Origin of the sequence: Acinetobacter sp. AG1, from assembly GCF_001005525.1 — a bacterium.
GTDB lineage: Bacteria > Pseudomonadota > Gammaproteobacteria > Pseudomonadales > Moraxellaceae > Acinetobacter > Acinetobacter modestus.
Genome location: NZ_LBMZ01000112.1, coordinates 19,022 through 42,403, shown reverse-complemented (window position 1 = coordinate 42,403; position 23,382 = coordinate 19,022). Strand labels below are relative to the sequence as shown.

Genomic DNA, 23,382 nt, shown 5'->3' with positions numbered 1-23,382 from the left:
AACTCCATGTTAAACTAAGCCTATTGTCTTTTCGATTACATGATTTTCTCTATGTTTCAACAAGAAATCTCTCAATTAAACCTACAACAATTCAAAGCAGGCGAAAAGCGCTGGATTGGTTCCTTACGTGGATCATCTGCAGCATTATTATTCAAAGAAATTGCCACACAGAGTTCTAATCTATACGTCATTGTTGCGAGAAATAATCAGCATCTTGCCCAGCTCGAAAGTGAACTCGAATTTTATGGGATAAAACCAACAATTTTTCCTGATTGGGAAATTTTGCCGTACGACCGTTTATCACCACATCAAGATATTGTTTCTGAACGTTTGGCGATTTTAGCGAATATGCCACAAAAGGGTATTCTACTAGTTTCTGCCAGTACCTTAGCACAACGTGTTGCACCTTACTCATGGGTGGTTGGTGAACACTTTGATATTAAAGTTGGACAACGACTCGATTTAGAAGCACAGAAAAAGCAATTAGTACAAGCAGGCTATCGTTTGGTTGATACTGTTTATGATCATGGGGAATTTGCAGTTCGTGGCAGTATCATGGACATTTATGCATCTGGACAAGATCAACCGATTCGAATTGATTTATTTGATGATGAAATTGAAAGCTTAAAATTTTTTGATCCTGAAACGCAGAGAACCACTGAATCTTTAAAAAACTTCACCGTTTTACCAGCAAAAGAATTTCCTTTAAAAGAGGGACGTTCTACCTTTAGAGATCGTTACGCAGAAAGTTTTCCAACTGCGAATCCCAAGAAAAACCCAATTTATCAAGATGTACTTGAAGGAATTGCAACACCGGGATTAGAGTTCTATTTACCTTTATTCTTTGAGAAAAAGGTGATGGAAGCGCAAAGTATGCTTATGACGTACTTACCAAAGAATTGCGTTGTCATTACAAATAACGAAGTTGAAGATGAATTAATCAATTTTTGGAAAGAAGTGGTTCGTCGTTATGAAGATCGCCGTCATAACATCGACCAACCAATTCTTTCGCCTGAAGAGCTTTTTTTAATGCCAAATCATGTGTTACAGGCATTAAACCAATTTCCAAGGATTTTAGCTTCAGCAGAAGCATTTGACGAAAAAGTAGGTGTTTTAAATCTTGCAGCAGAACAACCACCAAAGCTTGCAGTTGACCCTAAAAAAGAACAGCCCTTTGAAGCAGTTAAATATTATATTGACCAAGTTAAACATCCTGTTTTATTGGTAGCAGAAAGTGCAGGTCGGCGTGAAACTTTAAAAGATGCATTACGTTCGGTTTTAGGTGAAATCCAAAATGTAGAGAGTTTTGTTCAATTTCAGAAAGACAAGCTACAAGTTGCAATCACAAGCGCGCCATTAGATCGTGGACTCGTGCTCAGCAATCAACTCTCAGTCATTTCTGAAAATCAACTCTATGAACATCGGGTAGTGCAACGACGTCGTAAGCGTCAACAAGAGGTTTCTGAAGAATTTCTTGTTCGGAGTTTAACTGAACTCAGTATTGGTGCGCCTGTAGTACATATCGATCATGGTGTTGGGCGTTATGCAGGCTTAATTACCTTAGAAATTGATCAACAGGATCATGAGTTTTTACAGCTCGATTATGCAGATGGCGCGAAAGTCTATGTGCCTGTCACCAATTTGCATCTAATTAGTCGTTATAGTGGTGGCGATCCTGACCTAGCCCCTTTGCATAAATTAGGTACAGATACATGGAGTAAAGCCAAGCGGAAAGCTTTAGAGCAAATCCATGATGTTGCGGCTGAGTTGTTACATATTCAGGCACGCCGTCAATCGAAACCGGGTTTTGCCTTTGAATTGGATCATACTGGATATATGCAATTCTCCAGTGGCTTTGCCTATGAAGAGACTTTAGACCAAGCCAATACAATTGAAGCTACGCTCCACGATATGCAGCTTGCCAAACCAATGGATCGTTTGGTCTGCGGTGATGTCGGTTTTGGTAAAACTGAAGTGGCGATGCGAGCAGCTTTTGTTGCAGTACAAAACAACAAGCAAGTTGCGGTATTAGTTCCTACTACGCTACTGGCACAGCAGCATTATGAGTCCTTTAAAGATCGTTTTGCTGATACAGCGGTGCGTATTGAAGTACTGTCTCGTTTTGGTAGCAATAAAACACATCTGAAAACGATTGAAGACTTAGCTGAAGGCAAAGTTGATATTGTGGTGGGAACACATAAAATCCTGCAAGAAAACATTCAATTCAAGAATCTTGGATTAATGATTGTTGATGAGGAACATCGTTTTGGTGTTCGTGATAAAGAACGGATTAAAGCTTTACGCGCCGATGTGGATATGCTGACACTAACGGCGACGCCGATTCCACGAACTTTGAATATGGCATTCTCTGGGATGCGAGATCTTTCGATTATTGCAACGCCGCCAGCCCGCCGTTTAGCAGTCAAAACTTTTGTTCAAGAACATACGGATGACTCAATTAAAGAAGCGATTTTGCGTGAGTTGTTACGAGGAGGTCAGGTTTATTTATTACATAATGAAGTTGAAACCATTGAAAGAGCAGCAGAAACGATTCGTAATTTAGTCCCAGAAGCACGTGTTGCAGTTGCACATGGACAAATGCGCGAACGTGAACTTGAGCAGGTCATGCAGCAGTTCTATCACAAAGAATATAATGTTCTTGTATGTTCAACCATTATCGAAACGGGTATTGATGTACCGAATGCCAATACGATTATCATTGAAAGAGCAGATAAGTTAGGTTTGGCGCAATTGCATCAATTACGTGGTCGTGTTGGGCGTTCGCACCACCAAGCGTATGCCTATTTATTGGTTCCATCGCTAAAACATCTCAAAGGCGATGCAGAAAAACGTCTTGATGCTATTCAACGTGCTTCAACACTGGGCGCAGGATTCATGCTTGCAACTGAAGACTTGGAGATTCGGGGGGCTGGTGAATTACTCGGTGAGCAGCAAAGTGGTTCAATGCAAGCAATTGGTTATAGCTTGTATATGGAAATGCTAGAGAAAGCGACCAAAGCCATCCAAAAAGGCAAAACGCCAAACTTTGATGCACCTTTGTCATTAACTGCTGAAATTAACCTACACATGCCTGCGCTGATTCCAGATGATTATCTAGGGGATGTTCATCAACGTCTGCTGTTTTACAAGCGTATTAGTAATACTGATACGCAAGAGAAACTTGATAATATTCGGATGGAACTCATTGATCGTTTTGGCATTCCACCTCAGTCAGTCAAACAATTGTTTAGTGTGCATCAATTACGTTTGAAGGCAGAGCAGCTAGGGATTACTAAGATTGATGTCAATAATAATGGTGGATACATTGAATTTTCGCCAGACACACCAGTGCAAGCAATCAGTATCATTCAATTAATGCAAAAGAATCCAACCCACTATCGTATGGAAGGTGGTCAACGCTTAAAGATCACAGTGCAAATGGCTGAGTACGATAAGCGGATTCAGTTTATTGTTGATCTATTGAATAAACTACTCAACGAACTACATAGTTAGTTGAAAAGTAAATTTTTTGCTGCATAATTAAACTACTTTGATTTTCTTTAAGCAAAGAATCTGCTTTTTGTCAGATGTTGATGTAATAAATAAAGAAAATCATTGTTATTTGTAATCAAACAGGCGACTAATAATACTCACATCAAAACTGATGTGATAGTATTGACCATCATCATTATTCTGCATCATTTATAAAGATATGTTTAGTTTGCATCCACAACTTGCTCAAGATACATTTTTTGTAGGCGATTTTCCGCTTTCAACATGTCGTTTAATGAATGATATGCAATTTCCATGGTTGATTCTTGTACCGCGTGTACCGGGAATTACCGAGTTATATGAATTAAGCCAAGCTGATCAAGAGCAGTTCTTGCGCGAATCTAGCTGGTTATCTAGTCAATTGTCACGGGTTTTTCGTGCAGACAAAATGAACGTTGCTGCATTAGGTAATGTTGTACCACAACTTCATTTTCATCATGTTGTGCGTTATCAAAATGATGTTGCGTGGCCGAAACCTGTTTGGGGTACGCCTGCGGTACCTTATAGTAATGATGTACTCGCGCATATGCGTCAAACCTTGATGCTTGCATTACGTGGTCAAGGCGATATGCCATTCGACTGGCGTATGGATTGATGGAAATATAAAATAAAAACAATCTTCTATAATAAGGAAGGAGGATAGGGTGCCACTAGATAGGTTAATAGATAAAGAACCTAGACAGTTCGCTTATTTTCATCGTTTGATGGGATATTCGATATTGTCATTGATTTTGGTAATTTATACATTTACCGCACCGAGTGCTAACTATCAGCTTTACATCCTTCCTTTATTACTGATTCATTTCCTAATCTGTCCCAAATTAGACAACTGGCTCCAATACAAATTTGATAAGAATACTGAAAAAAACGTACTTTTTGCTTTTGAAGCGGTCATCGTTGCGATTGTACTTGCAGGGTTACACCTAAGTTTAGTTCCTACTTTTACGATTTTATTTGGACTTCTTTACGTTGGTTTAAATAATAAAATTACACTCCCTGTTGCGTGTTTAATCGGACTGATCGGTGTTCTCACTTTTTACTTTTGTACTTTTGCAATTTTTGGTGCTGAAGAATATTTCGAACCTACAAATCCAGAACTGACTGTTGTTAGTTTATTTGGTTTGATGATGTTTATTGTGATTGGTAACTATTATCAACATAGAAGAATCAATATTTTAGGGCAACAGCGTCAGCATTATCATAACCAAATGACACGCTACATTGCTTTTGCTAACCAATTGAGTCGATATGCGCCATTACAATTATGGCAGTCGATCATGCGTGGGGAAGCTGAAGCTAAAATTGAATACAAACGTAAGAAATTAACCATTTTCTTCTCCGATATTCAAGGGTTTACTGAACTTTCAGAAAGCCTTATTCCTGATGATTTAGCTTTTTTACTTAATGATTATTTAAGTCATATGACTGAAATAGCAAAACAGTATGAAGCAACCGTTGATAAGTTTATGGGCGATGCGATTCTCATCTTCTTCGGTGATCCAAATTCTCAGGGTGTTGAACAAGATGCGAAGTCTTGTGTAGAAATGGCGATCGCAATGCGTCAGCAAATGAAATTGTTGCGTGAGCGTTGGAAGAAAATGGGCTATCCAGCGTTGCACATTCGAATGGGTATTAGTACGGGTTATTGTCACGTAGGCAACTACGGGGCTTCACATCGTATGGCTTATACCATCGTTGGTCGTGATGTAAATTTAGCAGCGCGTTTGCAGTCTGCTGCTGAAGTTGATGAAATCTTAATTGCGGATGACACTCACCAACTGATTAAAGGTGAGTTTTTGTGCGTACCGAAAGTGCCAATTTATTTAAAAGGGATTCAAGGGCCTGTTAAAACGTGGCAGGTAATGGAAAAATTCACAGGTAAGAAATCCGATACACAAAAATGGTTTGATTTCGATTATAAAGGCTTCCATCTGGTCTTGAACTTAGAGGAAGTGCAGAATTATGAATATCCAGAATTGGTTGAAATTTTGGAGAATATGGTTCAGCGTATTAAAACACAACAAAAAATTACCAATGCTCAGGGTATTCCAAAACTGACTTTGGATGATGAAGTAAGATAAAGATATTCAATAATTAATTATAGAGTTGAAATAATGTCTGCATTCGTTTCACAGTATCCATTGGCTATTGATGAGAGCATGGTGGGTGAGTATCCTGCTTTGGTAAAGTCAGGTGCAGGTTATTTTTATGATGATGTTCTTGAATATCGAGTTTGGTGTCATCCAGAACGTGGTGCGCTAGATGAATATGAGGGGCAAGATTATTATTGTGCATTTTCCAATTATGAAGATGCTCAACAGTTTTCCGAAAAAACAGCTGGAGCGGAACATCCTTTGGTTTTGATACGTCAAAGCTGCTGGATTAATGAACCTCAAACAGGCGTATTTACTGCTGACCGTGGAGAACGTCTAACTGAATGGCAAGTGATCTGGTTGAATAATGCAAAACGTCAAGATGGTGATATTGAAAATTTCTTTGCGGAACGAGGAATTGCATTTACAGGCTATCAGGAAGTGATGGATGCGACTCCTTTCACCAGAGATTTTAATCCGCAAGCATACAAAGCATTCCCACAATATTTAGGGGTTATTGCGTGTTCTTGTGTCATTGATGGAAAATTGCCAATACGTTGGGTATCTCACTCAGGCGGAGATTGGCAAATGTATTGTCATGTGGATGCACATGATTTTTCTGAAAATAGTTTGGATTTTGAGCAAAATATTCAATTGACCAATATGGCACAATTACTCAAATATAATCCAGATTTACAAATATTATATGATCTACCTATTGATAAAGGTGCTTATAGAGATCATGTGGAGTCTGTTTGGCAATATTTTGATGATTATGATGTTGATCAATAAATTTAAATTAAAAAAACTCCTCTAATAAAGAGGAGTTTTTTATGGATAAAGCTTAGTGATTTTCCGAAGCATGATTAATCGTATATTTCGGAATTTCAATTTCTAAATCTTCATCAACGATCTCAACTTGACATGACAGGCGAGAGTCAGGTTCTAAGCCCCATGCACGATCAAGTAGATCCGCTTCAACATCGTTCATTTCTTCAAGGCTATCGAATCCTTTACGAACAATCACGTGGCAAGTCGTACATGCCGCAGACATGTCGCAAGCATGTTCAATTTTAATGCCTTGTTTCAATAAGCTTTGGCATAAATTGGCGTTTTGTTCGACTTCAAATTCTGCACCTTCAGGGCAAATGAGTGCATGAGGAAGAACTTTAATACGTGGCATATTGATCACCTATACCTTTAGTTTGAGTTTGACCAATCTTCAAGTTTTGTACCTTTTAAGGCATGGTCAATATGTCGATTCATACGAAGTGCTGCAAAGGCATCGCTGTGAATTTTAAGTTGTTGAACAGCATGTTCAATCGCTGCAAGCTCATCGGTTTTAAGACGAGCTTTTAACGCTTCAGCAGCAAGAATTAGATCTCGTGCTTGTTGCTGAGAGAGTAAATCGGTATCTGCTTTTAACGCTTGCTCTAAAGCTTCCAACTCACGTAGTGCTTCCACTTTTGTTTCTTGCAGATGGCGCAAGTGTTTGTCTTCTTCCGCATGTTGGAAACCTTCAACCAAGAGGCGTTCTGTATCAGCAGCAGATAGACCATAAGATGGTTTGATATCAATTTGCGCTTGAACACCAGAAGTGGTTTCTTTCGCAGATACTGTCAGTAAGCCATCCGCATCAACTTGGAAGGTCACTTCAATCCGTGCTTGACCAGCAGTCATTGGTGGGATGCCATGTAAAACAAAACGACCCAATGAGCGACAATGCTCGACTAAATCACGTTCACCTTGTACCACATGAATCAACATCGCTGTTTGACCATCTTGATAAGTGGTGAATTCTTGACGGCGAGCTACAGGGATTGCGGTGTTTCGTGAAATCAAACGTTCAACCAATCCACCCATGGTTTCTAGACCAAGAGAAAGTGGCGTGACATCAAGTAATAATGAACCATCTTGACTGTTGCCTATGAGCTGGTTGGCGGTAATAGATGCGCCAATTGCAACGACTTCATCAGGATTGATGGTACAGAGTGGTTCACGTTCAAATAATTCGCGTACAGCTTTTTGTACGGCATATGAACGTGTTGAACCACCTACTAAAACCACATGTTCGATTTCATCGAGTTCAAGTTTAGCATCACGCAGTACACGTTTGCATACACTCATGGTTTTATCGAGTGCGACTTGAATAATCGATTCAAAAGTTGGGCGATCTAAAGTGAGGCGATCATCCAGTAGTTTTAATTCGGCAGTTTCATGATCTGTTAAGTATTCTTTGGCTTGACGCGCTGCAACAACAAAAACAGCATATTCTTCATCGCTTAAAGTTTCGATATTAAGCTGTTTTTTTGCCCATTTCACGATTAGGCGGTCAAGGTCATCACCACCAAGCGCGGTATGTCCACCAGTCGCCAGAACTTCAAAGACACCTTGTGAAAAACGTAGGATCGAGACGTCAAATGTACCGCCACCGAGGTCGTAAATTACATAGTTACGATCGGTGCTCAAGTTGGTATCTTGGTCTAATCCATAGGCAACAGCTGCCGCAGTAGGTTCATTCAACAAACGTAAAACATTTAAACCTGCAAGTTGAGCAGCATCACGTGTCGCTTGGCGTTGTGCTTCATCAAAATATGCCGGAACAGTGATCACTGCACCATTGATGGGGTTGTTGAGGCTTGCTTCGGCACGATCTTTTAACTGTTTTAAAATGTCAGCAGAAATTTCGACAGGCGTTTTACGACCAGCGGTAGTTTCAAATGCTGGCATCTCATTTTCTGCACCAACAAGTGTATACGGATGCTGGAATTTGATATCTGCTTGTGAGCGACCCATAAAACGTTTTACTGAAACAACAGTATTTTTTGGGTCAGTCAGCATAAATGGCTTGGCTTGATAACCAAACGTTGTTGAATCTTTTGCGTAATGAACAATCGACGGCAGTAATACACGATCTTTGTCATCTTGCAGAACTTTCGGTTTTCCCGATAGCACTGTCGCCACTAAAGAGTGGGTTGTCCCTAAGTCAATACCGATCGCAATACGATGTTGATGCGGAGCAGTAGATTGACCTGGTTCAGCAATTTGCAAAAGTGCCATGCGTGAGGTATCCCTTGAAAATATTCGGTAACAGCGGATTAAAAATCATCATCGAGATCGAAGATATCTTCTTCGTCCAACATACGATCTTCAGCTTTATCAATATCATTCATTACACGTTGAAAAAAACGTAGTTTACGAACGGTATCACGAGCCTCAGCCCAGTCTTCTTCAGCAAAATCGATTTTAAATTCACGAACTAAACCGTCAATCCATTGCTGAACTTCAACTTTTAAGGTACTAAGTTGCTCGGTAGAGGTGGCCTCATCAAGCTGTTCACGCATTTCGAGTGCAGATTGTAAAAATTCAAAATCGCTAATGGACTGATCCAAGTGATGATCTTGTTTTTTTAAGCCAAGTAAATACGCCGCACGACTATCAACTTGTGAGAGCACTTTATACGCTTGATTGATTTCACTCGACTTGATCAATGCTTGATCTTTGTCAGTGGCTTTATCGGGATGATATTGCTGTTGCAAACTTAAAAATTGTTTTTTTAAAGCTGCTAAATCTATATCGAGTGCTTCTGGTAATTGGAACAACTCAAAATGATTCATGGGAGATGAATTCCGCTATTAATAAATACGTTAAAACAGTGCGGAACACACTGTTTTGACGAAAAGAAAGAGGGTGTTGCTAGTTAGACGGTAAATGATTCACCGCAACCACATTCACCTTTTTGGTTAGGGTTGTTAAATTCAAAGCCTTCATTCAAACCATTTTTCACATAATCCATCTCTAAACCATTGAGATAAACGAGGCTTTTAGGGTCAACAAAAACTTTAACACCGAGTTGTTCAAACACTTGATCATGTGTATCGATATCATCGACAAACTCAAGTACATAAGCCAACCCAGAACAACCCGAAGTTTTCACACCAATACGAATGCCTTCACCCTTACCGCGGTTTTGCAGGTAATTGCTGATGTGAGTCGCAGCATTTTCAGTTAAATGGATCATGAAAACTCCAATATTATTTCGGTCATCAATTAAGCTTTCGCTTTCTTACCACGATAGTCTTCAATCGCAGCTTTGATTGCATCTTCAGCCAATACAGAGCAGTGTACTTTTACTGGTGGAAGCGCAAGCTCGGTCGCAATATCAATGTTTTTGATTGCTTGAGCTTCATCAAGCGTTTTACCTTTTAACCATTCAGTTACAAGAGAGCTTGATGCGATTGCAGAACCACAGCCATAAGTTTTGAAGCGAGCTTCTTCAATTACGCCATTGTCATCGACTTGAATTTGTAAACGCATCACGTCGCCACATGCAGGTGCACCGACCATACCTGTGCCTACGTTTTCTGCATTTTTGTCTAATACACCAACATTACGAGGGTTTTCGTAATGATCAATTACCTTTTCGCTATAAGCCATGTCGCTTCTCCAAACCTCGGGGTCAGCCTAATATTAATATGAGGGTTAAAACACTGTTTTCAATGAAGAGTTCAATTCAAACTACAATGAATTAGTGTTCAGCCCATTCAACTGTTGAAAGGTCAATACCTTCTTTATACATATCCCAAAGCGGAGAAAGTTCACGTAATTTCTCAACAGCAGCTTTGGTAATTGTTAACACATGATCAATATCTGCTTCAGTTGTGTATTTACCAAAACTGAAACGAATTGAACTATGTGCTAATTCATCAGATAAACCTAAAGCACGTAATACATATGAAGGCTCTAATGTTGCAGAAGTACATGCTGAACCACTTGACACTGCAAGATCTTTTAACGCCATCATCAATGATTCACCTTCAACGAAGTTAAAGCTGACATTAAGATAGTTTGCAACGTTCTCAGTCGGATGACCATTCAAGAACACTTGCTCAAGGTCTTGGAAGCCATTCCAAAGTTTGTCACGTAGGTGGCGAAGGCGCTCTTGTTCTGCTTGCATGGTTTTACCAGCAATTTCAAAAGCTTCACCCATACCTACAATTTGATGAGTTGCTAAAGTACCAGAACGCATACCGCGCTCATGACCACCACCATGCATTTGTGCTTTTAAGCGAACACGTGGGCTACGGCGTACAAATAGAGCACCAATTCCTTTAGGACCATAAATTTTATGACCAGAGAAGCTCATTAAATCAATTTTCATGGTTGAAAGATCGATTTCAACTTTACCAGCGGCTTGTGCAGCATCAACGTGTAAGAATGTTTTATTCGCACGTGTTAGCTCGCCAATAGCTGCTACGTCAGTAATCGTACCGATTTCATTGTTGACCATCATCAGTGAAACAAGAATGGTATCTGGACGTAAAGCTGCTTTCACCATTTCAGGTGTAATTAAACCTGTACGTGGTTCAGGTTCTAAATAAGTAATTTCAAAACCTTGTTCTTCTAGCTCGCGGCAAGTATCTAACACAGCTTTGTGTTCGATTTTACTAGTAATGATGTGCTTGCCTTTTGAACCGTAAAACTGAGCAATACCTTTTAGTGCTAAGTTGTCAGATTCAGTTGCACCAGAAGTCCAAACGATCTCACGTGGATCTGCTTTAACTAGGTTTGCAACTTGTTCACGTGCATATTCAGCTTTTTCTTCAGCTTGCCAACCATAGGCATGTGAGCGTGATGCAGGATTACCAAAAGTCCCTTCGAAGGTTAAACATTCCATCATACGTTCTGCAACTTCAGGAAGTACTGGTGTTGTTGCTGCATAATCAAGATAAATTGGACGTTTCATGTCAAATACCTGTAACCGATAGGAGGGCTGAATCTAAACTTGCTGAGTTTTGGCGAAGTGCAACAGTTTGAACATTGTCGCGTGCGATCAGGTCTGCAAGAGAGATTTTTGCGAGATAATCGGCAATATGGTGGGAGAGTTCTTGCCATAAGTCATGCGTTAAGCACATTGCACCATTTTGACAATTGCCTTTATGGTCGCAGCGTGTTGCATCGACGGTTTCATTTACAGCTTCGATAATTTCTAGCACGGTAATTTCAGTTGCATTTCGTGCAAGATGATATCCACCATTAGCACCACGAACACTCGAAACTAACCCATGTCGTTTAAGTTTTGCGAATAACTGTTCTAAATAGGCGACTGATATGGATTGACGTGCTGCTATTTCGGCAAGCGTGATCGTTTGTTCAGTTGGCTGCAAAGCTAAATCAAGTAGAGCAGTCACTGCGTAACGACCGCGAGTTGTAAGACGCATGATTCGGTACACATGGTTAGACTAGATGTCTAAATTTTATGAATTCCGACTAAAATAGTCAAGTTTTTTAATTGCCAAAATGCGTGTGAAAAGTGAAATATGTTGGAATTATTGTATCCACATATTATAAACGAAAAAGCCTATTAAAATAAAGCTGAATACAGCAAATGAAATATTAATCCAACGTTGGCGTTTTTGCAGGCGATGAATGCGGTTTTGATATTGTTTAACTTCAACCAATAATGAGTTGATCTCAGAGCGTTGCTGATCGATTTTATCAAGCAATGGCGCAATTCGTTGCTGAGACGCAATAGCTTCTGCATCACTATCAAATGCATTGAACCATTGTTTCCAATTTGCGAATATACTCGTGAGTGTGAGGTGAGGGATTAAATCCATTACCTCTTCTTGAAGTCTTGCATCACCTAAAATACGCATATTGTAGATACTGCGCTGATTATTAAATACGAAAATTTTAATCAAATCGATGAGTGTGCTATTTATTTCCAGATCAACTTTTCGATCTAGGGCTTTCATATCAAACAAAATTCCTTTTTCGGTAAATTGGACATAAAAGTCAAAAAAAGGAATATAACTGTTGATTCGAATGGTAACTTTTTCATCGATAAGCTTTTTCGCTTGCAAGCGTAAAGTTGCATCATGCGTGAGAATGAATGAAAAAAAAGTTTCTAAAACAATGATGACAATGTTTAGCAACAAATGGGGGTGTTTATGTCTTTGTTGCGTATCACTCATAGGTCTCTTTATCCTTGCCAATCACACTATAAATTTCATAAAGCACGTAAATCTGAGTATCCATACTCAATTGTTAAAAATAATTTACATGACTTTATTGCTTTGTAGAACAGTTTTTTAAAACGATCAAGTCTTAACTTTGATATTATAAAAACATTTTTATGGTTAAATACGACATACTGTTTGTAAAGTGCTTGGGAGTAATGGTTAATGGACAACTCAAATGTAGAACACCCAACTGATGAGGCAGAGGTAAAAACTAAGCTAAAATCAAAGAGTTCTAAAAAATCTGCCCTTGATTTCAAAAAGTATACGCAACAGATTTGGCTGGCTGGATTAGGTGCTTTTTCACGCGCCGAAGAAGAGGGAAATAAATTATTTGACTCTTTAGTCAAGGTGGGTGAAGAGCTAGAATCCAAGACCGTCGATTTTGCTGATAACACTGTTGGAAAAGTGACTGAAAAAGCCAAAGAATCAGTGACGGATACTAAAGATAAAGTTGAAAAAATTTTAGACACAGGTGTGAATCATTCGTTGAATCGTATTGGTCTAGTGACTCCAAAAGATCTTCAGCATATCGAGCAACTTTTAGTTCAGCTACATATTAAAGTAGATGCATTGATTGAAGAAAATAATCAATTAAAGAGTAAATTGAATAAAAAGTAAAAAAATATAGGCACTCGTCTGTTTATGTGGTTTTTGAGTATTTATTTTTGCTAAAAAGCCTTTCTAGTATTGCGTTCTCCCCTAAAGCATTGCTATAAAGGCGGCATGGCCTTTTAAACTATAGCCTTGGATCTTAACAAACGATATTAAGAGGATATTTTTTATCATGAATAAATCAGAATTAATTGATGCGATTGCTGAAAAAGGGGGAGTATCTAAATCGGATGCTGGTAAGGCACTCGATGCAACAATTGCGTCAATCACTGAAGCACTTAAAAGCGGTGATACGGTTACTTTAGTTGGTTTTGGTACATTTAGCGTTAAAGAACGTGCTGCACGTACTGGTCGTAATCCTAAAACAGGTGAAGAGCTTCAAATTAAAGCAAGCAAAGTACCTAGTTTTAAACCAGGTAAGGGTTTAAAAGATTCAGTTGCGTAATCTTTTTAAATCAGAAAACGCACCATTTTGGGTGCGTTTTTTATTTATTGAATGAAATACTTTATTCAGCATTCATTCGCTTTGGTTTTTCAGTTAAAATTGCCCCGAAATAAAATATTGGAATACTTATGGAATCATTTCGTACAGTCATTAAGGGTTGGCTTGGCAAAGTCCTATTAGTTTTGTTTTTGACCCCTTTAGCGCTTGTAGGTATTGAAGGATATTTTAGCGGCAGTAATAAAGCAGACGTTGCGAAATCTGTTAACGGACAAGATATTTCTAATAAAGACTTGGAAAGTGCGACTAAAAATTATAAAGATCAATATTTATCAATGGTAAAGGGTGACGAGTCTCTTTTAAATCAGCCAGTTATTCAGCAAAAAGCTTTAGATGCGCTGATTGCACGCTCTTTATTGCAACAGCAGGCGGAAAAGCTAGGTATCTCTTTAAGCGATACTCAGCTAGAGCAAATGTTGGCACAACAACCAAGTTTCCAAGAAAATGGACAGTTTTCTCAAAAGTTGTATGAAAATTATTTACGTTCGGTTGGAATGACTAACCAAGCTTTAATTGCAAGCTTGCGTCAAGATCATGCCCTAAAAATGATTTCATCGACTTTGTTAGATTATGCGTTGGTGAGTAAATCTGATTTACATCAGCTTGCGAGTTTGCAAACAGAACAGCGTACTTTGCATTTAGCAAGTATTAAGTTGGATGATTATAAAAAAGGTTTGACTGCGTCAACTCAAGAAATAACAGATTACTACAACAAGCATAAAAATGAATTTAAGCAAGTTGCGAGTGTTGATGTTGATTATGTGGTTTTAAGCCCGGCATTATTGCCTCAAACTAATTTAAATATCACTGAGGCTGATTTACAACAGGCTTATAAGGCTTTTGTTGAAAAGCAACAGAAAGATGCAAAACGTGAAGTGAAGCATATTTTAATTACAACTGATGCGCGCGATGCGGCAGCAGCTCAAAAAATTGCGAATGATGTTTATGCCAAGATTCAAGGTGGAATGTCATTTGCTCAAGCGGCTGTACAATTCTCAGAAGACCCAACTTCAAAAGCACAGGGTGGTTTAGTTGATGCTTATGCGCCAGGTATTTTCTCAGCTGACTTTGATAATGCAGTTAATGCATTAAAGAATGGTGAAGTTTCTAAGCCTGTTAAAACACAATATGGCTACCATATCATTGAAGCAAATGCACCAGTTGCAAACATTCCTTCATTTGAGACTGAGAAAGCTCGCTTAACAGCTGAAGTACAGAAGGCAAAAACTGCAAATTTATTTAGCGATACTGTAAATAGCTTAAATGAAATGGTTGTGGGTAATGATTCTTTAGAAGCAGTTGCTCAAGAAGTGAAGGGTGCTCGTGTTGAATCTTTAAATGGGGTGACCTTAACCACTCAAAACCCTTATTTGAGCGATTTAAATGTTAAAGCAAAACTGTTTAATGATGATGTGAAAAACGGTGACCGTAATGCGTCTTCTAATATTCAGTTAGCGAATGGTGACACGATTTGGATTAAAGTCCGTAATTACCATGCAGCGGGCGTTAAACCATTAGATCAAGCGACTGCTGAAGTAAAAGCAAAAGTCATTGAAGCAAAGGCATATAAAGCTGCTCAAGCAAAAATTGCAAAAATTTTAGCTGATTTTAAAGCATTACCTGCTGCACAAGTTGTTGCAAAATCACAAGTCACTTTTGAAGATGCAGGTACATTTGCACGTTCTCAAGGTTTAAAACGTGCAATTGAGCGTGCTGCTTTTAGTATTCCTGCGCCAACTAAAGAAGGTATGTGGTCTGCTACGACAGCAAAATTACCTAATGAGTTGGTTATCGTTGCAGTTTCAAACGTGAATACTAATGCTGCAAATGAGTTACCACCAGAGCAAATTACTGAGTTAACTAAGTTGTATCAGCAGTTCCGTGGTCAGCAGTTACTAGAAGACTATACTGATTATTTAAAATCACAGGCGAAGATCAAATAAGTTTGATCTAAGCTTTGAAATTTAAAAAGCCAGTTCTTATGAACTGGCTTTTTTGTGCATTATAAGCATTATTTTTTCTGAATAAATTTAGCTTCTTCGGATTGTGGATATTGGTTAAGCAACTTCGTTTTATACTGGTTGGCAAGAGCAGTGTTTTTATCGACTTCTTTTGCAATGCTATAAAGTTGATAAACCGCTCGAGAAGCTTTTGCTGAATTAGGATAGCGTGTTACTACTATATTATAGTTTTGCTTAGCTGCTTTATAGTCAACAGGTTCAACCGCTAAATAAAACTCAGCTAGCCAAAAGTAAGCGTTTCCAACATAAATTCCATTTGGGTGGTTCTTAATGAAATTTTGCATTGGTTGGATGGCTTTTTTTGCGCCACCTTGTTTGTAGGCATCTAGTGCAACCGTATATGCTGCTTTTTCTAGCTCAATTTGGTTGTTTGTATTGCTTGTTGTAGCAGTATTTGACTTCGGTTGTACGACAGGTGTCTGAGGCACTGAATCCTGTTTTACAGGGCTAGGAGTTGCTGAGGTGGGTGCAGATGTTGGAGCTGAGTTTGTTTCTGTTTTTACTGTATCAGTTGTCGTACTATTTTCTGGTTCTGTATTTTCTTCTGGTGGGTCAATTTTTTGAGAGAGTAATTCTAAGCGTTGATCTAAATCTGTATAGCGATTTGCTAACTCTTTTTTCAGTTGCTCAATTGAATTGTCATGCTCTTCTAATTGTCCTCGTAATTTTCGAACTTCTTCTTCTAGTTTTTGGTTCTTTTGAATGAGATCCCAATTTAGGTTTGAGCCAGTATTAGAGATATTTGTATTATCTGCAATCGTCTGGCTAAGTGCACGAGATTCAATGGGAACATTTGCATATAAATGTGCGCTAGCGAGTAAGGCAGTAAAAAGTACGGAATACTTTTTTAGCATAAAAATTCATCCATAAAGTTAAAAAGCCGTGAGCGAACAAGTCCTCATGTTTACTTGTGGCACACTAGATCTATGTTTTTGATTTAGTCATTAAAGCAGCAACTCATTTAAATGCAATAAGCATTTACAATCTTCAAGCATTTTTCGAATAAAGAAATTATCTATTGTTTAATGTTTATACACTTTTAAATTAAATAGATAATATAGAAATAGATTTTGCTGATGAAATAAGCAATTGAATCAAAAAGTCACTTAAAAACAGATACAAGTCTTGCAACTCAGGCAAAAATCTCTATACTTTGTCAGGCAATGGTAGCCCTGCTGGTAGCTTCGCAATTGTACTCTATGAACCCCGCCAGGACCGGAAGGTAGCAACGGTAATAGATCTATGATGTGCCGAAGTAATGCTAGTAGGGCTGCCACCATTCATTCTTCATCGCTCGTTCGAGCAATTGCTTTCATAATTATTCCCATATCAAATCCTCGGTATTGTAAGAATCTAATTTGTCTTGCTTTCAGTTTTGGATCTGTCTCTACTTCTATCCCAAATTTCTTTATTTTGAGTTGATAAGCTTGATCTAGCCAATCGACCTCTGAAAGTTCTTCAGTAATAAGTTCTGTATCGAGTTGTTTTGCTTTTAAAGCCTGTTTAATTCTTTGTAATCCTTTACCTTTTCTAAGTTGACTGGCTAGTGTGAGTTCTGCAACACGTTGGTCGCTTTGGTAATTCTGTTGTGCTAACTCTTCAACTAGATTTGTGACTTCTTCTGGATTGATCGCATATTGATTTAATTTTGCTTCGAGATCTGCTTTGGAATAATCTCGACGTGTAAGAAGGGCAAATGCATAAGAGCGTAATCTTGTACCTGTCAGTGTTTTGGGCTTCTTTATTTTTTCAGAATTAAACAAGTTTTATATCCTCATGAAAGAAAAACGCCCCGAAGGGCGTTTCAGCTTAGCTTTCTAAAAAATCTGGTTCTTCTTCATCTTCAGTTTGAGCTGCTTCTTTGTTGTTTTTAGTAAGAAGTTGTTCACGAATGACCTTTTCGATTTCTTGAGCCATTGCTGGATTTTCTTCAAAATGTCGAATCACGTTATTTTTACCTTGGCCAATTTTATTGCCTTGATAAGAATACCAAGCACCTGCTTTTTGTACGATGTCTTGTTGAACAGCAAGATCAACCAATTCGCCTAACTGATTAGTGCCTTTGCCATACATGATTTGGAACACAGCTTCTTTGAACGGAGGTGCCATTTTGTTTTTCACAACTTTAACACGCGTTTCGTTACCTGTGATCTCGTCACCTTCTTTCACTTGACCGATACGACGGATGTCTAAGCGTACAGAAGCATAGAATTTAAGTGCATTACCACCTGTAGTGGTTTCTGGGCTACCAAACATCACACCAATCTTCATACGGATTTGGTTAATGAAGATCACCATACAGTTAGAGCGTTTCGCATTACCTGTAATTTTACGCAGAGCTTGACTCATTAAGCGTGCTTGTAAGCCCATGTGTGAGTCGCCCATTTCGCCTTCAATTTCGGCTTTAGGGGTTAATGCTGCTACAGAGTCGACAACGATTAAATCGATTGCACCAGAACGCACTAGCATATCGGCGATTTCGAGCGCTTGCTCACCGTGGTCAGGTTGTGAAACCAAAAGGTTATCAATATCTACACCAAGTTTACGTGCATATTCTGGATCTAATGCATGTTCTGCATCGATAAAGGCACAGGTACCGCCATTTTTTTGACATTGAGCAATCGCTTGTAATGTCATGGTAGTTTTACCTGAAGATTCAGGACCATAAATTTCGATAATACGACCTTTAGGTAATCCGCCAATCCCTAATGCGATATCGAGAGTTAAAGAGCCTGTAGAGACCGCTTCAACAGCTTGTACAGTATTATCACCTAAGCGCATCACGGTATTTTTACCAAATTGCTTTTCAATTTGGCTTAAGGCTGCTTGTAACGCCTTGCTTTTATTATCATCCATCTCAAAACCTCAAAACTTTATTTCTTAACGACTAACCCAAGTGGATGTATTGAATCTCAACTTGTTGGGACTTGAGTATAGTGGCAGATTCTAGTTGTATATTCCACATCTGATCTGTGCCAATACGACACAAGATGACGCGTCCAAATTAGAAAATTTTATTCATCATGATATGACCATGATTGTACATTTTCTTGTTTAAAACGATTGATATCACGACGATCTTTTTTGCTTGGTCGGTGATCAGGTCGGGCTAGATTATGCAATTTTCGCTGCGATGCATGCAACTCTCTACGCTCAATACTTTCAGGCGTTTCTTCATAAAGAAGTTGGGCCATTGGAGCTCCACCTCGAACAGCCGATAGTGCTTTCACAACAACGGTCTTTTTCTCAAAACCTTGCTGGATGGTGAGTTCCATTCCAACACGGACGTCTCTAGAAACTTTAACGCGGTCATTGTTGTGATGGACTTTACCACCTTCAATTGCGGCTTTGGCAATAGAGCGTGTTTTAAAAAAACGTGCAGCCCAAAGCCATTTATCAATGCGCATGGCATCCATGCTGTCTGATTCATGCTGTTTTGGCATCTGTTACCTGTAAGTTGGTGTCAAGATAATCAAAGAGATTGGTTAAATGATCGAGTGATGGGTACGCTACTTCCGTGGCGAGTCGAGCTGGTTTAGCACTAGACGGTTGTAAAATGCTAAACAATTGGGTAATACCAAAACGCTGAGCGCCTTGGAGTACCGCAACCGTATCATCAATAAATATTGCTTGAGCTGGATCAAATGGATGTATTTGTTGTAACTTTTGCCAAAAAGCGACTTCTTCTTTGGCATGTCCAAGTTCTTCGCTACTGATCATGACTTCAAAGTAAGGGCTAAGTTCGACATTTTCAAGCTTCAGTTGTAAGCCAGCTCGATCGGCATTGGTCAGTAACCAACAGCGATAGCCTTGAGCTTTGAGTTGTTCTAATAATTCATGACAACCTTTACGTGCGCGAATTTTTTCACGGTGTTCATATTGTAGTTGTAAAACATCTACGCCAACTTTAGCAGTCCAATACGCCGAAGAATACCAAGATAGTGTATGCTTATGTTGTTGGTAAAATTGGAATAGTGCTTGTTTGCTTTGCTCTAAACTGCATTGATGTGTTTGGGCATGACGTTCAGGTAAACAATGATTCCAAATGAAATCATCGAAGGCTAAATCGAGTAATGTGCCATCCATGTCGAACATGGCGATAGGCTGCTGCTGTAAATCTGAATATGACATAAGGCTGATCTATGTTTATTAAAACGCTTGCCCCACAAGATCAATTTATTCTGAAACTTGTGCCAATCATGGCGCAGGCAAGTCAAATATTATTGGAAGAATATCAAAATTATTGTGCGGGTGGTGAGTTTAATATTCAGGAAAAAAGTGATGATTCGCCTGTGACTCAGGCAGATTTAAAAGTAAATCGTTTTTTATTAAAGCAGTTAGCGGAATTTACACCGGAGTTACCAGTGTTGTCAGAGGAGAGTGATTATTCTGCTCGATCTGCTTGGTCACGTTGCTGGATGCTCGATCCTTTAGATGGTACGAAAGAGTTTATTCATGAGCGCGATGAATTTACGATTAATTTAAGCCTGATCGAGGGTAATGAAACGACTTTTGCAATTATTGCCGTACCCTGTGAACAGGTCATGTATATTGGTTATCAGTCACACTTACCTTATAAGTATAGTTTTAGTCGTCAAGAATGGTTTCAATACCAGATCGAAGAACATGATTTGGCAGCGCCACTTCAAATTGGTTTAAGCCATAGCAGTAAAAACCCCAAATATAAAAATTTTATCGAACCAATTTTACTAGATCGTGCTGTAGAAAGACGTGAGGCAGGGAGTGCCTATAAGTTCTGCATGATGTTAGAAGGTGAAATTGATATTTACCCAAGATTTCATCCAACTTCAGAGTGGGATACGAGTTCAGGACAAGCTTTACTTGAAAGTATCGGTGGTGGATTGATGACTCTGGATGGAAAACCATTTCAATATAATCAGCGTGAGACTGTTTTGAATGGTGGTTTTATCGCGTTCAGAGATCAATATTGCAAAAAAATTGCTTACGAGGCGTTGGCGCATTCGGGCATTTTAGATTGAGTCTTCTAGCGTGCGTGGTATAGTGAGCTAAATTTAAGCTTGTATGTGAATATGGCCCTGCATTTATTGCCTAAAAGTATGTTTGAAGCAATTGATTTACTGCCAGATGCTTCAACTCCTGTCACGTTGTTTACTCGTCACTCTTTACGTGAGTTGGTGAATGGGCAGGGTTTGGCTGGTTATGACTTGCAATTAACGGAGCAAGGTCGAGATTTGGCTTATGCATGGGGTCAGTATCTTATTAAAAATACGGATCGAGCAATTCAACATTGTATCTCTAGTCCAATTCAGCGTTGTGTTGATACGGCTGCATTAATGATCCAAGGTGCAGATGGGATTCATGAGGCAATAAATACGCATACGATCGAAATTGTTGAGCAGCGATTGTTAGTAGAACCCGGAAGCTTTGTATTGGATATTCAGCAAGCAGCCCCTTACTTTCGTAAACAAGGTGCATTAGGGTTTATTAATAGTTTTGTGAACAATGCTTTGCCTGGTATGAAACATCCAATTACAGGCGTTTTTGATGTTTTGGAGCTGTTATATCATACCCATCCGACGCAACATCAGGGTTTAAGCTTGGCTGTTAGTCACGACACCATTATTGCTGCGATCGTTGCAGTGATTTCAGGTCAAACACAAATTGATAAGTCGGATTGGCCTGAGATGATGGAGGGCTTATTTGTGTGGTTTGAAGGTGAGGATTTTAGCAATAGTAAGCTAAAATGGATCTGGCGTGGTCAAAAGCATGAACTGGTCATTAAAGATTTTCAGAATAAATAAGATTTTTGAAAAATATGATTTAATTGTGCAATTTAAAATTAAAAAACTACTACGTTGAGTTACTAAATTGAAGACAATAAAAAAGCCCGAAAATCGGGCTTTTTTACATGCATCAAATTAGTTAGCTAAAGCTTTAATTTGAGCGTTTAAGCGGCTCTTGTGACGAGCAGCTTTATTTTTGTGGATGATGCCTTTATCAGCCATACGGTCGATTACAGGTACAGCTGTTTTATAAGCTTCTGAAGCAACAGCATAGTCACCAGCAGCGATCGCATTTACAGTACGTTTGATATAAGTACGAACCATAGAACGCAAGCTTGCGTTGTGTTTACGTGCTTTAACGTTTTGACGAGCACGTTTTTTAGCTTGAGCAGAGTTTGCCACTCGTGCACTCCTTGAAAATAAGTTGGTCTGGGCGGGCTGAAGTTAAAACCAAAAAATATTGGCAACATTCACCAGCCCGTAAACAAGTGCCATATTTTGAGGAAACTAAGCCCCGAAGTCAAGCCTTGTGATACTTTTAAGTACATTTAACAGGTGATAATCTTGCAAGAAAACGTTACATTAGGCTTAGTTATGAGTCGGAATAAATAAAAATGAGAATAGGTGACAAAAAAGCAATTGTTATTGGTGCTACAGGACTAGTAGGTGAAGCACTTGTGGCTGAATTAGAACAGTCAAATGATTTTAGTTCTGTGACTGTTGTGGTAAGGAAAAATTCAGATAAATTAAAATCTTATAGTAAAGTGACTCAGCTTATTCTGGAAGATTTTTTGCTTTTGAATGATGAAGATGTAAGCACTTATACTCATGCATTTAGTTGCTTAGGTAGCACGATTAAACAAGCTGGATCGAAACAAGCATTCTACGCAATTGACTATGAAATTAACGCTCATTTTGCTGATTTAATCCAAGATAAAAATATTCATTTATTGGTGGTCAGTGCCTTAGGAGCGAATGCTAATTCACCAGTTTTCTATAATAAAGTTAAAGGCGAGTTAGAAAACTACTTAAAAAGCTTGTCGATGTATAAGCTCTCAATTTTTCAACCGTCACTCTTAATTGGTAAGCGTAGTGAAGTACGAGTTTTAGAAGATGTGGCACAAACGCTATTTAAATTGGTCGAAAAAACTTGGACCAAGCCGTTTAAATATAAGCCTGTAACCGCAGAACAATTGGCGCATACTATGCTAAATGCAGCTCAAACTCAGACAGCAGCATTTAAGCTGTACGATAATTTGATGATACAACAAACCCAATAATGGAGATTTTTCAGTGACTACGATTCCTTTTGTAACTTGCGACTTGTTAGATGATAATCCTGAGAAAGATTTACAGGTCGTAACGCCATCTTTAGACGGTAAGTTTTTTAAGAGTTATGGTGCACGCAAGAGCTTTGGTGGACAGGTTGTAACAGTTAAGTGTTTTGAAGATAACTCACGCGTAAAAGAGCTTCTAGCAACAGATGGTGCAGGAAAAGTCTTGGTTGTTGATGGTGGTGCTTCGATGCGCTGTGCTTTGATGGGCGATTTGATTGCTGAATCAGCTGTGAAGAATCATTGGAATGGTGTTGTGATTTACGGTTGTGTGCGTGATGTTGATGCAATTGCCGAACTTGATTTAGGTGTGCATGCATTGGCTGCAATTCCACAAAAAAGTAATCGTAAGGGCATAGGTGAAGTTGATATTACATTGTATTTTGGTGGTGTGACGATCAATTCTGGCGATTATATCTATGCCGATAATAATGGCATCGTAATCGCAAAAGAAAAACTAGTTGACTGCTAAAGGATA

At 38.9% G+C, this 23,382-nt stretch carries 25 protein-coding genes and 1 other RNA gene; 12 read left to right on the top strand and 14 right to left on the bottom strand.

What is annotated here, in order from left to right; genetic code table 11:
- The first annotated feature begins 51 nt into the window (after positions 1-51).
- From mfd to AAV96_RS09980, 4 genes are all read left to right on the top strand, one after another.
- Complete coding sequence (mfd, locus tag AAV96_RS09995; protein ID WP_046739203.1) at positions 52-3,513, top strand: transcription-repair coupling factor; 3,462 nt, start codon at positions 52-54, stop codon at positions 3,511-3,513.
- A gap of 199 nt (positions 3,514-3,712) precedes the next feature.
- Entirely contained in the window at positions 3,713-4,147 is a 435-nt protein-coding gene (locus tag AAV96_RS09990) for an HIT domain-containing protein (RefSeq protein WP_004661448.1), read from the top strand.
- A gap of 49 nt (positions 4,148-4,196) precedes the next feature.
- Complete coding sequence (locus AAV96_RS09985) at positions 4,197-5,633, top strand: adenylate/guanylate cyclase domain-containing protein (protein ID WP_004661449.1); 1,437 nt, start codon at positions 4,197-4,199, stop codon at positions 5,631-5,633.
- 33 nt (positions 5,634-5,666) lie between these two features.
- Positions 5,667-6,437: a hypothetical protein gene (locus AAV96_RS09980; protein ID WP_046739202.1), complete on the top strand. Its 771-nt coding sequence runs from the start codon at positions 5,667-5,669 to the stop codon at positions 6,435-6,437.
- A gap of 52 nt (positions 6,438-6,489) precedes the next feature.
- Here the strand turns inward: AAV96_RS09980 and fdx are convergent, their stop codons facing one another.
- The 8 genes from fdx to AAV96_RS09940 form a co-directional block, all read right to left on the bottom strand.
- Positions 6,490-6,828, bottom strand: coding sequence for an ISC system 2Fe-2S type ferredoxin (gene fdx, locus AAV96_RS09975; RefSeq protein WP_004661453.1), 339 nt, complete (start codon positions 6,826-6,828; stop codon positions 6,490-6,492).
- Between the two features lie 17 nt (positions 6,829-6,845).
- The gene (gene hscA / locus AAV96_RS09970; protein ID WP_046739201.1) at positions 6,846-8,705 is read right to left on the bottom strand and encodes a Fe-S protein assembly chaperone HscA; all 1,860 of its coding nucleotides are present in this window, start codon (positions 8,703-8,705) and stop codon (positions 6,846-6,848) included.
- A gap of 38 nt (positions 8,706-8,743) precedes the next feature.
- Positions 8,744-9,262: a Fe-S protein assembly co-chaperone HscB gene (gene hscB, locus AAV96_RS09965; protein WP_046739200.1), complete on the bottom strand. Its 519-nt coding sequence runs from the start codon at positions 9,260-9,262 to the stop codon at positions 8,744-8,746.
- An 83-nt stretch (positions 9,263-9,345) separates the two neighbouring features.
- Positions 9,346-9,666, bottom strand: coding sequence for an iron-sulfur cluster assembly protein IscA (gene iscA, locus AAV96_RS09960; RefSeq protein ID WP_004661460.1), 321 nt, complete (start codon positions 9,664-9,666; stop codon positions 9,346-9,348).
- Positions 9,667-9,695: 29 nt separating this feature from the next.
- Positions 9,696-10,082: a Fe-S cluster assembly scaffold IscU gene (gene iscU, locus AAV96_RS09955; RefSeq protein ID WP_004639432.1), complete on the bottom strand. Its 387-nt coding sequence runs from the start codon at positions 10,080-10,082 to the stop codon at positions 9,696-9,698.
- Between the two features lie 91 nt (positions 10,083-10,173).
- On the bottom strand, positions 10,174-11,391 hold the full coding sequence (locus tag AAV96_RS09950) for an IscS subfamily cysteine desulfurase (protein WP_005215456.1): 1,218 nt from the start codon (positions 11,389-11,391) through the stop codon (positions 10,174-10,176).
- 1 nt (position 11,392) lies between these two features.
- Positions 11,393-11,866, bottom strand: a complete 474-nt coding sequence (locus AAV96_RS09945) for an Rrf2 family transcriptional regulator (RefSeq protein WP_004661463.1) — start codon at positions 11,864-11,866, stop codon at positions 11,393-11,395.
- Positions 11,867-11,974: 108 nt separating this feature from the next.
- Entirely contained in the window at positions 11,975-12,622 is a 648-nt protein-coding gene (locus tag AAV96_RS09940) for a hypothetical protein (protein ID WP_005215459.1), read from the bottom strand.
- A 210-nt stretch (positions 12,623-12,832) separates the two neighbouring features.
- Here AAV96_RS09940 and AAV96_RS09935 point away from each other — a divergent pair, with 210 nt between their 5' ends.
- The 3 genes from AAV96_RS09935 (at position 12,833) to AAV96_RS09925 (ending at position 15,727) form a co-directional block, all read left to right on the top strand.
- Positions 12,833-13,288 carry a phasin family protein gene (locus AAV96_RS09935; protein WP_004661467.1) on the top strand — a complete coding sequence of 152 codons (456 nt, stop codon included), beginning with the start codon at positions 12,833-12,835 and terminating at the stop codon, positions 13,286-13,288.
- 166 nt (positions 13,289-13,454) lie between these two features.
- On the top strand, positions 13,455-13,727 hold the full coding sequence (locus tag AAV96_RS09930) for an HU family DNA-binding protein (protein ID WP_004661469.1): 273 nt from the start codon (positions 13,455-13,457) through the stop codon (positions 13,725-13,727).
- Between the two features lie 128 nt (positions 13,728-13,855).
- Positions 13,856-15,727: a SurA N-terminal domain-containing protein gene (locus tag AAV96_RS09925; protein WP_046739199.1), complete on the top strand. Its 1,872-nt coding sequence runs from the start codon at positions 13,856-13,858 to the stop codon at positions 15,725-15,727.
- Between the two features lie 68 nt (positions 15,728-15,795).
- Here AAV96_RS09925 and AAV96_RS09920 read toward each other — a convergent pair whose 3' ends face one another.
- Positions 15,796-16,659, bottom strand: coding sequence for a YbgF trimerization domain-containing protein (locus AAV96_RS09920; RefSeq protein WP_005215464.1), 864 nt, complete (start codon positions 16,657-16,659; stop codon positions 15,796-15,798).
- A 319-nt stretch (positions 16,660-16,978) separates the two neighbouring features.
- On the opposite strand from AAV96_RS09920, the gene ffs reads away from it, so the two are divergent.
- Positions 16,979-17,075: signal recognition particle sRNA small type (ffs, locus tag AAV96_RS17985), an RNA gene on the top strand.
- A 10-nt stretch (positions 17,076-17,085) separates the two neighbouring features.
- On the opposite strand, the gene AAV96_RS09915 is transcribed toward ffs, so the two are convergent.
- The 4 genes from AAV96_RS09915 to AAV96_RS09900 all read right to left on the bottom strand — a co-directional run bounded on the left by AAV96_RS09915 (position 17,086) and on the right by AAV96_RS09900 (position 19,936).
- Complete coding sequence (locus AAV96_RS09915; protein ID WP_046739198.1) at positions 17,086-17,568, bottom strand: regulatory protein RecX; 483 nt, start codon at positions 17,566-17,568, stop codon at positions 17,086-17,088.
- Positions 17,569-17,614: 46 nt separating this feature from the next.
- Positions 17,615-18,661 (bottom strand): recombinase RecA, encoded by a 1,047-nt coding sequence (gene recA, locus AAV96_RS09910; RefSeq protein WP_004661473.1) that lies wholly within the window; start codon positions 18,659-18,661, stop codon positions 17,615-17,617.
- A gap of 158 nt (positions 18,662-18,819) precedes the next feature.
- Positions 18,820-19,248, bottom strand: coding sequence for an RNA-binding S4 domain-containing protein (locus AAV96_RS09905; RefSeq protein ID WP_046739197.1), 429 nt, complete (start codon positions 19,246-19,248; stop codon positions 18,820-18,822).
- Positions 19,232-19,936 carry an HAD-IA family hydrolase gene (locus tag AAV96_RS09900; RefSeq protein WP_046739196.1) on the bottom strand — a complete coding sequence of 235 codons (705 nt, stop codon included), beginning with the start codon at positions 19,934-19,936 and terminating at the stop codon, positions 19,232-19,234. Before AAV96_RS09900 ends, AAV96_RS09905 begins: the two co-directional genes overlap by 17 nt.
- Before the next feature lie 11 nt (positions 19,937-19,947).
- Here AAV96_RS09900 and AAV96_RS09895 point away from each other — a divergent pair, with 11 nt between their 5' ends.
- Both AAV96_RS09895 and AAV96_RS09890 read left to right on the top strand, forming a co-directional pair.
- Positions 19,948-20,805 (top strand): 3'(2'),5'-bisphosphate nucleotidase CysQ, encoded by an 858-nt coding sequence (locus AAV96_RS09895; RefSeq protein WP_046739195.1) that lies wholly within the window; start codon positions 19,948-19,950, stop codon positions 20,803-20,805.
- Positions 20,806-20,856: 51 nt separating this feature from the next.
- Positions 20,857-21,588 (top strand): histidine phosphatase family protein, encoded by a 732-nt coding sequence (locus AAV96_RS09890; RefSeq protein WP_004661479.1) that lies wholly within the window; start codon positions 20,857-20,859, stop codon positions 21,586-21,588.
- Positions 21,589-21,705: 117 nt separating this feature from the next.
- Here AAV96_RS09890 and rpsT read toward each other — a convergent pair whose 3' ends face one another.
- Positions 21,706-21,972 carry a 30S ribosomal protein S20 gene (gene rpsT / locus AAV96_RS09885; RefSeq protein WP_004639414.1) on the bottom strand — a complete coding sequence of 89 codons (267 nt, stop codon included), beginning with the start codon at positions 21,970-21,972 and terminating at the stop codon, positions 21,706-21,708.
- A 212-nt stretch (positions 21,973-22,184) separates the two neighbouring features.
- Between rpsT and AAV96_RS09880 the strand changes: the two genes are divergently transcribed.
- Together AAV96_RS09880 and rraA are read left to right on the top strand one after the other, a co-directional pair.
- Positions 22,185-22,850: an NAD(P)H-binding protein gene (locus AAV96_RS09880; protein WP_046739194.1), complete on the top strand. Its 666-nt coding sequence runs from the start codon at positions 22,185-22,187 to the stop codon at positions 22,848-22,850.
- 13 nt (positions 22,851-22,863) lie between these two features.
- Positions 22,864-23,376: a ribonuclease E activity regulator RraA gene (gene rraA / locus AAV96_RS09875; protein WP_004661483.1), complete on the top strand. Its 513-nt coding sequence runs from the start codon at positions 22,864-22,866 to the stop codon at positions 23,374-23,376.
- The last annotated feature ends 6 nt before the right edge of the window (positions 23,377-23,382 follow it).

Bases quoted from the DNA above. Each gene is read 5' to 3' on its own strand.
- AAV96_RS09895 (WP_046739195.1), top strand. From the start codon at position 19,948: ATGTTTATTAAAACGCTTGCCCCACAAGATCAATTTATTCTGAAACTT.
- iscA (WP_004661460.1), bottom strand. From the start codon at position 9,666: ATGATCCATTTAACTGAAAATGCTGCGACTCACATCAGCAATTACCTG.
- AAV96_RS09935 (WP_004661467.1), top strand. From the start codon at position 12,833: ATGGACAACTCAAATGTAGAACACCCAACTGATGAGGCAGAGGTAAAA.
- hscB (WP_046739200.1), bottom strand. From the start codon at position 9,262: ATGAATCATTTTGAGTTGTTCCAATTACCAGAAGCACTCGATATAGAT.
- AAV96_RS09990 (WP_004661448.1), top strand. From the start codon at position 3,713: ATGTTTAGTTTGCATCCACAACTTGCTCAAGATACATTTTTTGTAGGC.
- AAV96_RS09980 (WP_046739202.1), top strand. From the start codon at position 5,667: ATGTCTGCATTCGTTTCACAGTATCCATTGGCTATTGATGAGAGCATG.
- AAV96_RS09925 (WP_046739199.1), top strand. From the start codon at position 13,856: ATGGAATCATTTCGTACAGTCATTAAGGGTTGGCTTGGCAAAGTCCTA.
- AAV96_RS09900 (WP_046739196.1), bottom strand. From the start codon at position 19,936: ATGTCATATTCAGATTTACAGCAGCAGCCTATCGCCATGTTCGACATG.
- AAV96_RS09950 (WP_005215456.1), bottom strand. From the start codon at position 11,391: ATGAAACGTCCAATTTATCTTGATTATGCAGCAACAACACCAGTACTT.
- fdx (WP_004661453.1), bottom strand. From the start codon at position 6,828: ATGCCACGTATTAAAGTTCTTCCTCATGCACTCATTTGCCCTGAAGGT.
- AAV96_RS09920 (WP_005215464.1), bottom strand. From the start codon at position 16,659: ATGCTAAAAAAGTATTCCGTACTTTTTACTGCCTTACTCGCTAGCGCA.
- mfd (WP_046739203.1), top strand. From the start codon at position 52: ATGTTTCAACAAGAAATCTCTCAATTAAACCTACAACAATTCAAAGCA.
- AAV96_RS09880 (WP_046739194.1), top strand. From the start codon at position 22,185: ATGAGAATAGGTGACAAAAAAGCAATTGTTATTGGTGCTACAGGACTA.
- iscU (WP_004639432.1), bottom strand. From the start codon at position 10,082: ATGGCTTATAGCGAAAAGGTAATTGATCATTACGAAAACCCTCGTAAT.
- AAV96_RS09890 (WP_004661479.1), top strand. From the start codon at position 20,857: ATGGCCCTGCATTTATTGCCTAAAAGTATGTTTGAAGCAATTGATTTA.
- recA (WP_004661473.1), bottom strand. From the start codon at position 18,661: ATGGATGATAATAAAAGCAAGGCGTTACAAGCAGCCTTAAGCCAAATT.
- AAV96_RS09930 (WP_004661469.1), top strand. From the start codon at position 13,455: ATGAATAAATCAGAATTAATTGATGCGATTGCTGAAAAAGGGGGAGTA.
- AAV96_RS09940 (WP_005215459.1), bottom strand. From the start codon at position 12,622: ATGAGTGATACGCAACAAAGACATAAACACCCCCATTTGTTGCTAAAC.
- hscA (WP_046739201.1), bottom strand. From the start codon at position 8,705: ATGGCACTTTTGCAAATTGCTGAACCAGGTCAATCTACTGCTCCGCAT.
- AAV96_RS09905 (WP_046739197.1), bottom strand. From the start codon at position 19,248: ATGCCAAAACAGCATGAATCAGACAGCATGGATGCCATGCGCATTGAT.
- AAV96_RS09945 (WP_004661463.1), bottom strand. From the start codon at position 11,866: ATGCGTCTTACAACTCGCGGTCGTTACGCAGTGACTGCTCTACTTGAT.